The sequence below is a fragment of the Actinomadura alba genome (assembly GCF_014323705.1).
Lineage (GTDB): Bacteria > Actinomycetota > Actinomycetes > Streptosporangiales > Streptosporangiaceae > Actinomadura_C > Actinomadura_C alba.
In genome coordinates this window covers 1-13,036 of sequence record NZ_JABVEC010000055.1, presented here as the reverse complement: position 1 = coordinate 13,036, position 13,036 = coordinate 1, and the positions used below count along the sequence as shown (strand labels likewise).

17 protein-coding genes are annotated in these 13,036 nt (G+C 69.7%); 5 read left to right on the top strand and 12 right to left on the bottom strand.

Features of this window, described 5'->3' with window-relative positions; genetic code table 11:
* Window positions 1–17: 17 nt before the first annotated feature.
* Complete coding sequence (locus HKK74_RS36940; RefSeq protein ID WP_187248085.1) at window positions 18–794, top strand: SGNH/GDSL hydrolase family protein; 777 nt, start codon at window positions 18–20, stop codon at window positions 792–794.
* On the opposite strand, the gene HKK74_RS36935 is transcribed toward HKK74_RS36940, so the two are convergent.
* The 7 genes from HKK74_RS36935 to HKK74_RS36905 form a co-directional block, all read right to left on the bottom strand.
* A complete protein-coding gene (locus HKK74_RS36935; RefSeq protein WP_312882159.1) occupies window positions 779–1,132 on the bottom strand; it encodes a DUF2516 family protein in 354 nt (117 codons plus the stop codon). The genes HKK74_RS36940 and HKK74_RS36935 overlap by 16 nt on opposite strands.
* 137 nt (window positions 1,133–1,269) lie before the next feature.
* Window positions 1,270–1,698, bottom strand: coding sequence for a hypothetical protein (locus HKK74_RS36930; RefSeq protein ID WP_187248084.1), 429 nt, complete (start codon window positions 1,696–1,698; stop codon window positions 1,270–1,272).
* A complete protein-coding gene (locus tag HKK74_RS36925; protein ID WP_187248083.1) occupies window positions 1,695–2,087 on the bottom strand; it encodes a helix-turn-helix domain-containing protein in 393 nt (130 codons plus the stop codon). The genes HKK74_RS36930 and HKK74_RS36925 overlap by 4 nt, the downstream gene beginning before the upstream one ends.
* Before the next feature lie 138 nt (window positions 2,088–2,225).
* A complete protein-coding gene (locus HKK74_RS41735; protein ID WP_187248082.1) occupies window positions 2,226–2,840 on the bottom strand; it encodes a permease-like cell division protein FtsX in 615 nt (204 codons plus the stop codon).
* The gene (locus HKK74_RS36915; RefSeq protein WP_187248081.1) at window positions 2,837–3,370 is read right to left on the bottom strand and encodes a SigE family RNA polymerase sigma factor; all 534 of its coding nucleotides are present in this window, start codon (window positions 3,368–3,370) and stop codon (window positions 2,837–2,839) included. The genes HKK74_RS41735 and HKK74_RS36915 overlap by 4 nt, the downstream gene beginning before the upstream one ends.
* A 39-nt stretch (window positions 3,371–3,409) precedes the next feature.
* The gene (locus tag HKK74_RS36910) at window positions 3,410–4,429 is read right to left on the bottom strand and encodes a neutral zinc metallopeptidase (protein ID WP_187248080.1); all 1,020 of its coding nucleotides are present in this window, start codon (window positions 4,427–4,429) and stop codon (window positions 3,410–3,412) included.
* Window positions 4,430–4,661: 232 nt separating this feature from the next.
* Window positions 4,662–5,672, bottom strand: a complete 1,011-nt coding sequence (locus HKK74_RS36905; protein ID WP_187248079.1) for a neutral zinc metallopeptidase — start codon at window positions 5,670–5,672, stop codon at window positions 4,662–4,664.
* Between the two features lie 141 nt (window positions 5,673–5,813).
* Between HKK74_RS36905 and HKK74_RS36900 the strand changes: the two genes are divergently transcribed.
* Window positions 5,814–7,499: a DUF2207 domain-containing protein gene (locus HKK74_RS36900; RefSeq protein WP_187248078.1), complete on the top strand. Its 1,686-nt coding sequence runs from the start codon at window positions 5,814–5,816 to the stop codon at window positions 7,497–7,499.
* Window positions 7,500–7,579: 80 nt separating this feature from the next.
* A complete protein-coding gene (locus tag HKK74_RS36895; RefSeq protein ID WP_187248077.1) occupies window positions 7,580–7,846 on the top strand; it encodes a hypothetical protein in 267 nt (88 codons plus the stop codon).
* Window positions 7,847–7,855: 9 nt separating this feature from the next.
* Here HKK74_RS36895 and HKK74_RS36890 read toward each other — a convergent pair whose 3' ends face one another.
* Window positions 7,856–8,689, bottom strand: a complete 834-nt coding sequence (locus tag HKK74_RS36890) for a beta-keto acid cleavage family enzyme (protein ID WP_187248076.1) — start codon at window positions 8,687–8,689, stop codon at window positions 7,856–7,858.
* A 20-nt stretch (window positions 8,690–8,709) separates the two neighbouring features.
* On the opposite strand from HKK74_RS36890, the gene dtd reads away from it, so the two are divergent.
* Window positions 8,710–9,135, top strand: coding sequence for a D-aminoacyl-tRNA deacylase (gene dtd / locus HKK74_RS36885; RefSeq protein ID WP_187248075.1), 426 nt, complete (start codon window positions 8,710–8,712; stop codon window positions 9,133–9,135).
* A gap of 130 nt (window positions 9,136–9,265) precedes the next feature.
* Here dtd and HKK74_RS36880 read toward each other — a convergent pair whose 3' ends face one another.
* The 4 genes from HKK74_RS36880 to HKK74_RS36865 all read right to left on the bottom strand — a co-directional run bounded on the left by HKK74_RS36880 (window position 9,266) and on the right by HKK74_RS36865 (window position 12,209).
* The gene (locus HKK74_RS36880; protein ID WP_246492358.1) at window positions 9,266–9,715 is read right to left on the bottom strand and encodes a hypothetical protein; all 450 of its coding nucleotides are present in this window, start codon (window positions 9,713–9,715) and stop codon (window positions 9,266–9,268) included.
* Window positions 9,716–9,871: 156 nt separating this feature from the next.
* The gene (gene ygfZ / locus HKK74_RS36875; protein ID WP_187248073.1) at window positions 9,872–10,849 is read right to left on the bottom strand and encodes a CAF17-like 4Fe-4S cluster assembly/insertion protein YgfZ; all 978 of its coding nucleotides are present in this window, start codon (window positions 10,847–10,849) and stop codon (window positions 9,872–9,874) included.
* A 72-nt stretch (window positions 10,850–10,921) separates the two neighbouring features.
* Window positions 10,922–11,353 (bottom strand): Fur family transcriptional regulator, encoded by a 432-nt coding sequence (locus tag HKK74_RS36870; RefSeq protein ID WP_187248072.1) that lies wholly within the window; start codon window positions 11,351–11,353, stop codon window positions 10,922–10,924.
* 370 nt (window positions 11,354–11,723) lie between these two features.
* Entirely contained in the window at window positions 11,724–12,209 is a 486-nt protein-coding gene (locus HKK74_RS36865; RefSeq protein ID WP_187248071.1) for a heme-binding beta-barrel domain-containing protein, read from the bottom strand.
* Between the two features lie 407 nt (window positions 12,210–12,616).
* On the opposite strand from HKK74_RS36865, the gene HKK74_RS36860 reads away from it, so the two are divergent.
* Complete coding sequence (locus tag HKK74_RS36860; RefSeq protein WP_187248070.1) at window positions 12,617–12,979, top strand: DsrE family protein; 363 nt, start codon at window positions 12,617–12,619, stop codon at window positions 12,977–12,979.
* The last annotated feature ends 57 nt before the right edge of the window (window positions 12,980–13,036 follow it).

Genomic DNA, 13,036 nt, shown 5'->3' with positions numbered 1-13,036 from the left:
AGAGAGGTCTCGCAGGAATGCGCCGTTTGGTCCCGTACGCCGTCGCGGCGATCCTGACCGTGAGCGGCTGTACGGCCGCCGCCTCTCAGTCACCGCAGCGATCTCCTCAGCCCTCCCGGACCACGGGCGGCGAAATGCACGACGGCGGTGAACATGCGGCCTCGGCACCGGTCGTGATGATCCTCGGCGACAGTTACACCGCCGGCATACCGGGCACTCCGCCGGAGTCCACCTACGCCGCCGAGGTGGCGCGCACTCTCGGCTGGCAGATCATCATCGCCGGCTACCGCGGCACCGGCTTCGTCGCGCCCGGCCGGATCGGCAAGACCTTCCAGATGCTGTTCGACGAGGAGCTCGCCTGGCGCCCGGCCCCGGACATGATCATCGTGGCCGGCGGCCACAACGACTGGCCGCACGGGCCCGGCCTGGTGACCGCCGCCGCCCGGCAGCTGCTTACGAAGATCCGGCAGCAGTGGCCCTCGACGCGGCTCGTGCTCACCGGCCCGATGGCGGGCAGTGATCCACGGCCGCAGGCCCTGAGCGTGCGCGACGCACTGAAAGGGGTCGCGAGCGAGCTGCGACTGCCCTTCATCGATCCGCTGCAGGAGCAATGGATCACCGGCAACGTGCGAAAGCGCACCGGGACGGCGCGCCTTTACATCCGTCGAGACGGCGTGCATCCGAACGCGGCCGGCAACCGCTACTTCGCCGACCGGTTCGTGGCCGACCTGCGCAGGCTCGGCCTCGACGAACCCCGCCTACCTGCCCGCGGAGCCGGTCACCAGGGGCCGTAGGGCCCGGAGGCACCGCCTTGGCCGCCGCGGTACTCCCGGACCGCCGGGCGCACGTCGGCGAGATAGACGGCGGACGCGATGAACGCCGCGACCGGCAAAATGCCCAGCAGCAGGGTGATCGGCGAGATGCCGCCCATCGGCGCGGCGGCGTGGGCGAAGCCGAGGGCCGTCGCGACCCCGAGAATGATCATCCACCACTGCTTGGTGAGCTTGCCCGCCGACGCGTAGGCGCCGGCCGGCTGCCGGACGGCGTCGAACAGCGCCCAGGCTTCAACGGCGAAAGCGATGATCAGGAGCAGCCAGAAGAAGTACTGCAACAGGTTGAAGCTGTCGTTCACCGGCGATCATTGCTCCTGTCCAAGCAGGCGGCGACGCCAGATCGCATACGCCGCGGCATCCCGAGTACGGCCCAGCCTATGCCACCGAAAAACCCGGCCGGAGCGGAGCCGGCCGGGCTTTCCTGGAACGCGGACGGTCAGCTGCCGGCCTTCTTGGCGGCGGTCTGCGCCGTCTTCTTCGCCGTGGCGGCCTTGGCACGCGGGGTCGGCTTGGGCTCGGAGATCTCGGGCACCACGGCCTCGACCCGGTTCACGACGGTCTTGCCGCGCGCGGCCAGTTCGTCGATCACTTCGGCGACCCGGGTGCCGAGGTGCGTCATGTACGCGACCGCCGCCCCCGGGAGGTCCTTGGTGTCGACCTTGTCCTGGAGCTCCTTGGCGTTCTGCTGGAGCCTGGTGGCGTTCTCCTTGGCGGTCTCCTGCAGGCGAGAGGCGTTCTCCTTGGCCGTGCCCTGGAGCTTCGTCACGTGGACGGGTACCTCACGCAGCTTCTCGACCGCCAGGTCGACCGCGCCGGCGCCCGCATAGACGGCCTTGCTCCCGCGCAGCTTGGTGGCGAGCGTCATTCGACTTCATCCTTCCTCAGGTCTTTCTCCACTGGGCCATTGCCGGCTGCTTCGTTCTCCTTGACGAACGACACGTAGATGTCGAGCAACACCTGCTTCTGCCGCTCCGTGAGGAGCAGGTCGGCTCGGACCGCGGCCTGGACGTCGGTGTCCGCCTCGCGGTCCTCCAGGATCCCGGCCTGGACGTAGAGCACCTCAGCGGAGATCCGCAGCCCCTTGGCGATCTGCTGCAGGATCTCGGCGCTCGGCTTGCGCAACCCTCGCTCTATCTGGCTGAGGTAGGGATTGGACACCCCTGCCGCGTCCGCCAGCTGCCGCACCGAGATCTTCGCTCGCTGCCGCTGCTCCCGGATGTACTCCCCGAGGGAACCGACCTTCGAACTTGCCATGTGTCCCACCATGCGCCAGGTTGCTTGCATTTGCAAGCGCTCCAGCAAGCACTCGGGCGTGAGGCTGCTCACAATTGCAAGCACCCGAGCAAGCACCCCGCAAGCGCCGGCGTGAGGCCGCTCACAACGGCCTCGGCCTCACCTCGGCGGGAGCGCGGTGCCGTCCCCGGTGACGACCAGGTCCACGCCGGGGCGGCCGAGAAACGCGTTCATGACGATCCTGCGGTCATCGGGGTCCCGGAGGTCCACCCGGAACATTGCGGCGACGTCCTCCGGCCGGCCTCCCACGACCACCGGGTCGTCGCGGGCCGGGCCGTTGAGGAGGCCTTCGTGGGCCTCCCGGCTCGACACGAACTCGACCTTCCGCACGGCGGGCATGTCCATGAGGTCGTTCTTGATGCCGTCGACTTGCGCGCGGGTCACCGCCGTGCGGTCGCATGTGGGGTTCGCCGAGGTTCTCCCGCAGAGCATGATCAACACATCGGCCTTGGGCGGCGCGCCATCCGGCGTCGTCCGGGCGGACGGGGACGACCCGAGTGCCGGCCGTGGTCCTCCGGAACCCCCGGAACCCGTGGCGATGGAGACTCCGATGACCACCGCGGCCACCGACGCGGCGGTCGCGATCAGCGCTGCCCGCCGCGAGGGATGGGACCGCCGGCCGGCGGGACGTGCCAGTGGCCGGATGTCCTCCTGGCCGAGCGTGTCACCGACCGCGGACATGGCGGCTCGAAGTTGTTCCTCGGTACTGTTCACTGCCCCTCCTTCAGGATCCGGCCGAGCGCCGTCAGCGCGCGCGACGTGGTGGACTTGACCGTGCCTGTGCTGACCCGCATCGTCTCCGCCGTCTGTGCCTCCGACAGGTCGCAGAAGTAGCGCAGCACCAACGCCTCCCGCTGCCGCGCCGGCAGGCGATGCAGCGCGTTCATGACCTCACGCTTCTCCTCGCCCACGAGCGCCGCGGCCTCGGCCGACCAGACGGGTGGCAGGTGCTCCGCGAAGAAGGGCACCCGCCGGCGCCGCAACACGTTCCGGCAACGGTTGAGAACGGCGGATCGTACGTACGCCACCGCACGCTCCGGATCACGAAGGTGCGGCCAGCGCCGGTACAGGCCGAGGAACGCCTCGTGCACGACGTCCTCGGCCGTGGGCCTGTCGCCGACCATCACCAGCGCCATGCGCGTCAACGCGAGGGCGTGGCCCTCGTAGAGGTCGGCGACGGCCGCCCATATGGCATCGGGCGGCCGATCCGCGGCACGGCCGATGAGTATCAGATCAGGTTCCATGTGGAAGAGACACCACGGACCCCGTGAAGGTTGCTCGCGTCAGGAGACCTGGGACGGCGGCGCGGTCCAGGTGTTGCACGATCGCATGGTCGCGCGCGTGAAGCCGAGGTTGAGCCAGCCCGCGTAGTGCCCACCGCTCCCGTGGTCGCGTGTGCCCGGGCTCGACGGGTCGTCGCCACGGCCGTAGGAGTCGCGCAGTGTGACCCGCCACTGCTGCGTGGTGACCGGGAAGGTCGGCCGGACGGCCGCCATGAACACCCCGGCGAAGCACTGGGCCTGCAACTCACTGCGCCGCGTCACGGCGTTGCGCTCCTCGATCGAGGACGCCGACACCCGCTGCTCCCGGCTCTCCGCGAGGATTCCCGACCGCTCCTGTACGTGGTGGGCGTATTCGTGCGCCAGATTGCGCGCGTAGGTGACGTTGTAGGCCACGGGCAGGTTGCCGGCCGACCTCTGGGCGTGGCCCCCCACGCCGATGTAGATCGCGTTGTTGAGCGTGCAGTAGAAGGCGGCCGCCCCCGGAGCCGGATAGTCACCGCACGGGCTGCGGCCGGGGGTGCGCCAGAAGACCCGCTGCGGCGGGCTGAACCGCAGGCCCGCGCGACTGAAGGCCGTGGACCAGGAACGGTCGAGGCAGTTCGTGGTGCTGTTCAGGAACGCCTCGAACGAGGCGCTGTCGCCGGGCGCGATCTGCCGGCCCGCGCAGCCGAAACCGTTCATCGTGCCGACCTGGTAGAGCCTGCTGGCGGTCGCCGCCTGCGCGCCCGAAGAACCGCCGCCGGGCCCGGAACTCCTCGCGCCCCGTGGCGTGGACGGCCGTCCGGTCTCCGAGGCCAGGGGTTCACCGCCGGGCGATCCCGGTGACGAGTCGCCCATCACGCTCGCGAGCAGGGCGCCGCCCACGAAGAGGACCGCCATGAACCCCAGCACCAGCACCGCCACCAGCGCGCCGCCGCCTCCGCCACGACGCGGTGGGGCGTAGTGGTACACCGGCCGCGGCCCCCACTGCGGTCCGAACTGCCCGGGCGACGGCCCCTGCGGTACGGGCGGCGGCCGCATCAGTCCCGGAGGAGGCGGTCCGGGTGGTCCGGGTGGTCCAGGCGGACCGACCGGCCCGTACGCCCCCGGACCCGGCCCTGGCGGCGGAAACGGTCCGCTCGACCCTGCCACCACTGTCGTGCCTCCTCCGTCAGCTGCGGCTGGTACCGCTCAACGGCCGTTCACAACGCCAGAAAGCCGTCAAACACCGGCGGAACGCCGACTTGGACGATTTATCCGATCAAATAGTGCCCTATGAAACCGCTGAGGCAGGGGCGGTCCAGGTATTGCACGCCGAGAGCACGCGATTCCGGAATCCCTTCTCGACCCAGCCCGCGTAGTGCAGGCTCGATCCGTGGTCCCGTTCATCCGGGGGCTGATCGTCGTCGCCACGGCCGCGAACGTCGTTCATCATCGCGACGTACTGACGCGCCGTCATCGGCAGCGAGCTGCGCTCAGCGCCCAGGAAGACCCCGGCGAGGCACTGGGCCTGCAACTCGATGCGGCGGCTGGCGTCCGTGCGGCCCGTCGCGCTGCGCCGGCCGAGCAACCGGTGGCCGTACGCGAGGATTCCGGCCTGTTCCTGCACGTGGTGGCTGTACTCATGGGTGATCACGCGGGCGTACACCGCGTAGTTCGACACCGGCTCGTCGCCCGCCGTCTCGACGACATGAGCGAGTCCGACGTACATCGAGTTGTTGGCGGGGCAGTAGAACGCCGCCGCTCCTGATTGCGGATACGACCCGCAGGGGCTGCGTCCGGGTTCGGACCAGAAGACCCGCTCGGGCGGGGTGAACCGCAGGTCTCCCTTGGTGAACTGCCGTTGCCACGAGACGTCGAGGCACCCCGCGAGCACGTTCATGAACCGGCGCATGGACTCGTCGCTGCCCGGCGCGATCCGCGGCGCCCGGCAGGCGACCGGCGTCAGGACTCCGGTGCTGTAGAGCTTGTTGGCGGTGGCCGCGGAGCGACTCGCCGTGCCGTCCGGCGCTCCGCCCTCTCCGGTCGCGCCCCGGCCTTCCTGGCCGTACATCGCCATCCCCAGAATCGCGATCACGAAGACCGCCGCCAGGCTGCCCAGCACACCGACGACGGCGCCGCCGGCCGTACGCCGCGGCGCACGGCGCCGGGGGACGGTGTAGCGGCCGTATCCATCACCACCGCGCGATGCCCTCCCGCGTCCCTCCGCCGGCGACCGCCCGGCCGGTTCGGCGGGCGCACGTCCGTCACCCGGCGGCGAAGGCGGAAGGTATTGGCGGACCATGGTTAAAAATCATGGCATATGCAGAAACATGGCGATACCGACTGCGCAGGTCAGCCGGTCACGGCCGTCTGTGGACACTTCCAGACACGCATATACCGGGCATCACCTCGGATGTCGTCTAGACCGGTAGCATTTCCGCCCATGCTGCTGCGTTCGCTCGTCGGCTCGCTGGCCATCACCGTTCTCGTCTGCCTGGCCGCTCCGGTGCCCGCGCACGCGGGTTCCCTGAGCGATGAACGTGTTGTGAAGGACGACGTCGTGCTGACGGTCCGCGGTGACGGCGTCGTGCACGCCAAGGAGACCATCACGTACGAGTTCGCCGGCGGCCGCGGGATCGAGCGGTCCTTCGTCACCCGGGCGCGGCACGACGACACCCGCGATCGGCTCTTCAAGATCGAGAATCTCAAGGCGTCGAGCCCCGACGGCGGGCCGACCGGCGTGTCGGTCAGCCGCGACGGCGATCTCACCGTCGTCGCGGTCCGCGGCGGCGACCCGGTCAGCGGACGGCGCACCATCGCACTGGAGTACGACGTGCGCGGCGGAATCTCGAGGATCGGCGGCAACGACGAGCTGCGCTGGACCGCGGTGAGCGGCTGGAACGTGGAGGTCGCGTCGGCCGAGGTGTCGGTCGAGGCCAACGGCGCGATGCGCAACCTCAACTGCTTCGCCGGCGCTCTCGGCAGCTCGGTCGGCTGCACCCAGGTGGTCGGCAGCCACGTCCAGACGCGAGGGAACTTCACCCAGCGGAACATGCTGCCGCGCGAGACCATGACTGTCGCCGTGGGCTACCCGCCGGGGGTCACCAGGGCACTGCCGCTGTACGAGAAGCGCCGCACGCTCATCACGGCCTTCACGGTGAACACCGTCACGGGGGGTTCCCTGCTCGCGCTGCTGGTGCTGCTGCTCGGCGGCCTCGGGCTCCTCTACCAGCTCCGTGGCCGGGACGCCAGGATCGTCGGCCAGAAGGCCGCCGAAGGCGACCACACCCCGGTCAACGGCATGTCGTTCGAGCCACCGAGTGGAGTGCGGCCAGGCCAGATCGGCACGCTCATCGACGAGCAGGCCGACGTCATCGACGTCACGGCCACCGTCGTCGACCTGGCCGTCCGCGGCTATCTGCTGGTCGAGGAGGACGACCGCGACTGGACGCTCCGCAAGCTGAACCGGCCCGTGGACGACCTGTTCCCCTACGAACGGACGCTGTTCGACGCGCTCTTCGCCGACCGGGACGCCGTGCGGCTCTCGGAGCTCGGCGGTACCTTCGCCGCCGACCTGGCCAAGGTCCGCAGCGCGCTGTACGAGGACGTGGTGCGGCAGGGCTGGTTCGCCCGCAGGCCCGACTCGGTGCGCACGCGGTGGACGACGGTGGGCATGGTGCTGACCGTCGTGGGCGTCGTCGGCACGGTCGCGCTGGCGTTCTTCACCGAGCTCGCGCTGATCGGGCTCGCCGTGATCATCGCCGGCGCGGCCCTGGCCATCGGCGGGCAGTACATGCCCGCCAAGACGGCCAGAGGCGCGACCGTGCTCGCGCACACGCTCGGGTTCCGCGCCTACCTGGCCCGCGGCGAGGCCTCGGACGTGGAGTCGCGGCAGCGCATCGCGATGTTCTCCCGCTACCTGCCGTACGCGATCGTGTTCGACAACGTGCACAAGTGGGCGAAGACCGTCGAGGACGCGGGGGTCCGCACCGAGGGCGCCGACAACCTCTACTGGTACGAGGGCCCGGCCGAATGGGACCTCTCGAGGTTCGCCGACTCCATGCGGACCTTCACCCTGGCCACGTCGGGCGCGATCTCGCAGACCCGCCAGTTCCGCAGCCTGACCTGATCGCTCCGGCTGTTTTCCTTTCGTCCCATATGTTTTGCCTTCTCCCGCCGGGTAGGGGACGACATGAGGAGGTGGGAAGCGTGCTGGCCGAAGAACTCGGAAACAACCAATGGCTCGTCGCAGGGCCGCTCATCTTCGTGCTCGCCCTGGCGGCGTGGATCACGCTGGTCATCCACGCGGTGCACGGGCAACGGCGCTACGGCGAGGGACGTGATTTCCAGCGGGGCCCGGTCGCCGGCGGGATCATCGAAGGCAGCCCCTCGCAGCGCAACCGTCGTGACGAGGCCCCCCGCCACGACTCGAAGGGGCCGAGCCTGCCCCACCGGCCCAGGACCCGCCACCTGTGAGACAGGGCCTCACGCGGGTGCGGACGCCTTGACGCCGAGGAACGCACGGGCCTCGTCCACCGGCATCGGCCCGCGCTGGGCGAGCCGGGCGAGGGTCGCCGCTCGCTCGACCAGCTGGGCGTTGCCCGTGACCGGCTGCCCCTTGGCGTAGGTCAGCGTGTCCTCCATGCCCACCCGCAGATGGCCGCCGGTCGCGAGCGCGGCGTACATGACGGGCAGCGAGGTGCGACCCACGCCCGTCGCGGACCAGCTCGCCCCTTCGGGCAGCGCCTCGACGGCGGCGACCAGCGTCCGGGTGTCCCCCGGCATTCCGCCGGGCACCCCCATCACCAGGTCGCAGTGCACATGCCCGCCGTAGGGAGGGCCGTGCTTGTCGAGCAGCCGGTGTAGCGCCCTGACCTGACCGAGATCGAACAGCTCGAACTCCGGCACGATCTCGAGCTGCTGGGTCCGCTGGTAGAGCTCGACCATGAAGCTCCACGGATTCATGAACACGTCGTCGCCGAAGTTGACCGTGCCGCAGGTCAGCGAACACCCGTCGGGTTCCGCCTCGAGCACCCGCAGCCGATCCTCGTACGGATCGGTCACCGCGCCGCCCGTGGACAGCTGCACGATCAGGTTCGTGCTCTGCCGCAGGGCCTGCACGGTGTCGCGCAACCTGGCCAGGTCGAGCGTGGGCCGTGCGTCGTCGCGGATGTGCACATGGATCACGGCCGCGCCGGCCTGTTCGCATTCTTCGGCGGTGCGGACCAGTTCCTCGAGCGTCACGGGCAGGGCCGGGACGTCGGCCTTGGCCGACTCGGCGCCCGTGGGCGCCACGGTGATGAGCGTCGTTGCTCCCATAACCGGCAGAATGCCTTGTCATGAGGGCTGTCGTCCAACGGGTGAGTCAGGCGAAGGTGACCGTCGAAGATCGAATAGTGGGGGCGATCGACGAGCCGGGCCTCATGGTGCTCGTCGGCGTCACCCACGACGACACCACGGCACAGGCGGAAAAGCTCGCGGCCAAGCTGTGGGGACTGCGGATCCTGGACGGTGAGAAGTCGTGCTCGGACGTGGGTGCGCCGCTGCTCGTGATCAGCCAGTTCACTCTGTACGGCGACGCCCGCAAGGGCCGCCGGCCGACGTGGATCGCGGCCGCCCCCGGCGCCGTGGCGGAGCCTCTCGTCGACGCCGTCGTGACGGCGCTCCGGGCGCTGGGCGCACGCGTCGAGACCGGTGAGTTCGGTGCCGACATGAAGGTCTCGTTGATCAATGACGGGCCGGTGACGTTGATCCTGGAGGCCTGAGCGGCCATCGCGGCCCATTGAAGGGCCATTGAAGGGCCGTCGAAGGGCCGTCGAAGGGCCGTCGAAGGGCCGTCGAAGGGCCGTCGAAGGGCCGTTGCAGGGCCATCGCGGGCCCATCGCCCCGGCGGGCTCAGAAGTAGCCCGACACCGCCCATACGGCGGTCACCAGCGTGCCGCCGCCGGCGAGGATCAGCACGATCCGATCGGTCTGGTCCAGCCGCGCCCGTACCACCGGAGACACCACCAGCACGCCCGTGTTCCGGCCGGTGTCGGGCAGCTGTCGCTTGCGGAACGGGTTGCGCAGCCCGATCAGCCACCACAGGGCGTCGTTCTTGACCTGCTGATGGGCGGGGGTACAGGCGAACAGCCGGCCCCGGACGGGCTCGAGGCACCAGAGCCCCTGGCGGGTGGTGATCCGGCAGACCGTGGGCACCAGGCAGAACTCGTACAGGCACCAGAGCAGGAGCACCAGCAGCCCCACGCGCCAGGACTGCAGCAACCAGGCCACCGCGCCCAGCGCTGCGAACAGAACCCACCACACGAAGGCCGGTTCTCGCCGACGTCGACGCCGTCGCCCCATCTTCCCCTTCCCCGCGAGCAGTGATGTCTCTTTATCCGGGTCCGCAACCATCGATAAAGAACCACCTTCTCACTCGAGAGGCCGTACTCGATCTTCCTTTGGAGAACAGGACGGGGCATGCGCCACGCGAGTTCAGTATGCCCTCGGCACTCGGTCCTACCCCCGCCGCGCCGCCGTACGACGGAGATCGATCGTCGCGTTGGCCCCCGTGTCGGGAGACACGATGACCTCCTGGGCAGCGGCCACCCCGTCGGCCAGCAGGTCGGCGTCCACAGGGACGTTCCTCTTGACGAGGGCGAGGGCGATCGGGCCCAGCTCGTGGTGCCGGGCCGACGAGCCGACGAACCCCACCTGGCGTCCGTCGAGCTCGACCGGGGCACCGTGCAAGGGCAACCGATCGACGCTGCCGTCCAGGTGCAGGAACACCAGCCGGCGCGGGGGCCGGCCCAGGTTGTGCACGCGGGCCACCGTCTCCTGTCCCCGGTAGCACCCCTTGTGGAGATGCACGGCGCTGTCGATCCACCCCATCTCGTGCGGGATCGTGCGGTGATCGGTGTCGAGCCCGAGCCGCGGCACGTGCGCCGCGATGCGCAACGCCTCGTACGCCCAGAGGCCGGCCGGCCGGCCCTGCCGATCGCGCCCGAGGTCGGCCCTCGGAATGATCAGATCGTCGCCCAGCGAGAGGGCGCCCTCCTGCGGCTTGCCTCCGGGCACGGTCACGACGGCGTGCGACTCGGTGCGGTCGGCGACCTCGACCCGCAGCATGAACCGCATCTTGTCGAGGAACTCGACCAGCGCGCCGGCCGCGCCGGGCTCGACGTGCGCCCAGACCGCCTCGCCGTCGTCCACCAGGTGAAGGTGGTGCTCGACATGGCCCTTCGGGCTGAGCAACAGCGCCTGAGTGGGCCGGAACGGTTCGAGGTCGTCGAGCCGCTGGCTCAGCAGGCTGTGCAGCCAGCGCAGCCGATCGGGACCCGCGACCCGGACGATGCCGCGGTTGCTCCGGTCGACGAAGGCGTCCCCCGCCTCGAGCGCGCGCTGTTCGTGCGACGGCTCTCCGTAGTGGGCCGCGACCTCCTGGTCGGGGGCGTCGGCGGGTACGGCTCCGGGCAGATCCAGCAGCGGGCTCTTCATGCTTCCCAGGCTACGCGGCGACCCGGGGCCGCCGTCGGCCGTGGACGCCCCGAGCGCGCCCGCCGAACGTCATCACGACCGCCCTGAGGCCTTTCCCTCGCAGTCGCCGCAGCAGCCGTGCACGGTGAGGTGGTGCACATCGGTCTGGAAGCCGAACCGGGCGCGCAGCAGCTCGACGAGCCCGTCGGCCACTCTGGGCGTGACGTCCTCGACGGTGCCGCATTTGCGGCACACGAGGTGGACGTGCTCGGCCTCGGTTGCGAGGTGGTAGGTCGGCGGACCGTGGCCGAGATGCGTGTGCTTGACCAGCCCGAGCTCCTCGAGCAGCTCGAGCGTGCGGTAGACGGTCGAGATGTTCACCCCGTGCGCAGTGCGCTGCACCTGGGTGCAGATCTCTTCCGGGGTGGCGTGCTCGAGATCGGTGACCGCCTCGAGTACGAGCTGGCGCTGCGGAGTGACGCGATAGCCCCGAGCCCGCAACTCCTCCTGCCAGGTATCGGCCATGTCCAGAGTCTATGGCGCGCTGTGCCCGGATAGTCAGGGAAAAAACACTTGCCCGCGCGACGAGCCTCGCATAACGTGCGGATTACGCAGGAGGGAGGTGGTCCAAGACATGAGTTGTTCTAGGACACGCGAGGTGGCTGTCCGTTAGTCGCCGTCCCGTCTTGGCTCCGTCACTCCGGTGACGGAAACCGGTCGCGATGCGACTGGCGAAATACAAGACAGACACCCGGTCCCCGGACCGATGGGCTCGTCCTGCCCATCCCCCGCACCCGCGGGAAGGTCCGGGGATCGTTCATTTTCGGCGCAGCGCGTCACCCTGGCCGGGCGGCAGGTCATCACCCCCGGCCGGCGAGCGCCCGGCTCGGTCGGCTCAGCTGACGCGCTTGAGCTGGGCCGACAGATGCGACTGCAGGCCCTGCCCCTCGGCGGCCAGGTCGTAGGCGTAACCGAGATCCTCGCCGATCAGCCCGTACAGGCGCTTGCCCGCGGTGACCTCCTTGGCGGTCTCGGTGCGGGCGACGATGTCGGTGCTCATCTCCACGCGGGTGCCGGTGATCTCACCGAGGTAGATCTCGGCGATCCCGGTGGGATGCGCGATGATCACTTCCAGCCGGCCCTCCGGCTGTGGCCGCCAGTAACCGGATTCGGTCGCCAGCGGCATCCCCAGATTCCCCTCGTCATCGAGCCGCCACGTGCGGCTGGTGTAGATGAGGAAGGGCTTGCCGATGTGGGAGAAGGAGATCTCCTGACCGAAGCGGAAGCTCTCTATGGTGGGGTATCCACCGACTCCAGCCCCCTCCCACTGGCCGAGCAGGAATTTCACAGGCTCGAGGGCGGGATGCAGCTCAGTCTCCATGTTTGAGAAGCCTAGCGGCGTTACTCCGCAAGCAGGTGACTACCGGCGGCTCTGCGCGGATCCGCTCCGGAATCCGGATCTCGGTGCTTCGCATCAGCGCATGCGGAAGAGCTTCAGCAGGGCGAGCACGGTGAGCGCCACGAAGGCTCCCAGCGCCAGGGAGAGAGCCACGACGTTCAACAGGCCGGCCACGGCCCGGAGTGTAGCGATCGGCTCCGTCTCCCCGCATCCGACCGCATCCGCCATCCGACCGCCGACCGCCGACCGAGCGCGTTCGCCCACCGCTGGTCTTCCGAGGCCCGGTATCCGCTCGCTCCGCCGGGCCGGTGACCGCATTTTTGGTCCGTACGGCGGGGCGTGACCGCTCTCCAGCGCCATGCCGGACCCGTTCGGAGTAATGTGCCGATATGGCGAGATCGCTTGTGATCAAGGCAACTGCCGGTGCTGATGGCGCCGAACGGTGCAATCAGGCCTTCACGGTCGCGGCCGCGGCGGTGGCGAGCGGTCTGACCGTCTCGCTGTGGCTGACCGGTGAGTCGGCGTGGTACGGCCTGCCGGGCCGGGCCAAGGAGCTCGAGCTGCCGCACGCGACCCCACTACAGGACCTGCTCGAGGTCGTGCTCGCCGGCGGACAGGTGACCGTGTGCACGCAGTGCGCCGCTCGCCGTGACATCGGGCCCGAGGACCTGATCGAAGGCGTGCGCATCGCGGGCGCGCCGACCTTCGTGGAGGAGATCTCGGCGGACGGCGCCCAAGCCCTCGTCTACTGACGCAACATCACCGGCCCGCGAAGCCCCTCCCCGCCGTGATCATGCAGTTGTTCGCGC

Excerpts from the sequence above, each read along its gene's own strand:
- HKK74_RS36940 (WP_187248085.1), top strand. The coding sequence starts at position 18 with ATGCGCCGTTTGGTCCCGTACGCCGTCGCGGCGATCCTGACCGTGAGC.
- HKK74_RS36890 (WP_187248076.1), bottom strand. The coding sequence starts at position 8,689 with ATGGGAGCAACGACGCTCATCACCGTGGCGCCCACGGGCGCCGAGTCG.
- HKK74_RS36865 (WP_187248071.1), bottom strand. The coding sequence starts at position 12,209 with ATGGAGACTGAGCTGCATCCCGCCCTCGAGCCTGTGAAATTCCTGCTC.
- HKK74_RS36860 (WP_187248070.1), top strand. The coding sequence starts at position 12,617 with ATGGCGAGATCGCTTGTGATCAAGGCAACTGCCGGTGCTGATGGCGCC.
- HKK74_RS36905 (WP_187248079.1), bottom strand. The coding sequence starts at position 5,672 with ATGGTCCGCCAATACCTTCCGCCTTCGCCGCCGGGTGACGGACGTGCG.
- HKK74_RS36870 (WP_187248072.1), bottom strand. The coding sequence starts at position 11,353 with ATGGCCGATACCTGGCAGGAGGAGTTGCGGGCTCGGGGCTATCGCGTC.
- ygfZ (WP_187248073.1), bottom strand. The coding sequence starts at position 10,849 with ATGAAGAGCCCGCTGCTGGATCTGCCCGGAGCCGTACCCGCCGACGCC.
- HKK74_RS36930 (WP_187248084.1), bottom strand. The coding sequence starts at position 1,698 with ATGACGCTCGCCACCAAGCTGCGCGGGAGCAAGGCCGTCTATGCGGGC.
- HKK74_RS36925 (WP_187248083.1), bottom strand. The coding sequence starts at position 2,087 with ATGGCAAGTTCGAAGGTCGGTTCCCTCGGGGAGTACATCCGGGAGCAG.
- HKK74_RS36910 (WP_187248080.1), bottom strand. The coding sequence starts at position 4,429 with ATGCGGCCGCCGCCCGTACCGCAGGGGCCGTCGCCCGGGCAGTTCGGA.
- HKK74_RS36915 (WP_187248081.1), bottom strand. The coding sequence starts at position 3,370 with ATGGAACCTGATCTGATACTCATCGGCCGTGCCGCGGATCGGCCGCCC.
- HKK74_RS36880 (WP_246492358.1), bottom strand. The coding sequence starts at position 9,715 with ATGGGGCGACGGCGTCGACGTCGGCGAGAACCGGCCTTCGTGTGGTGG.
- HKK74_RS36900 (WP_187248078.1), top strand. The coding sequence starts at position 5,814 with ATGCTGCTGCGTTCGCTCGTCGGCTCGCTGGCCATCACCGTTCTCGTC.
- dtd (WP_187248075.1), top strand. The coding sequence starts at position 8,710 with ATGAGGGCTGTCGTCCAACGGGTGAGTCAGGCGAAGGTGACCGTCGAA.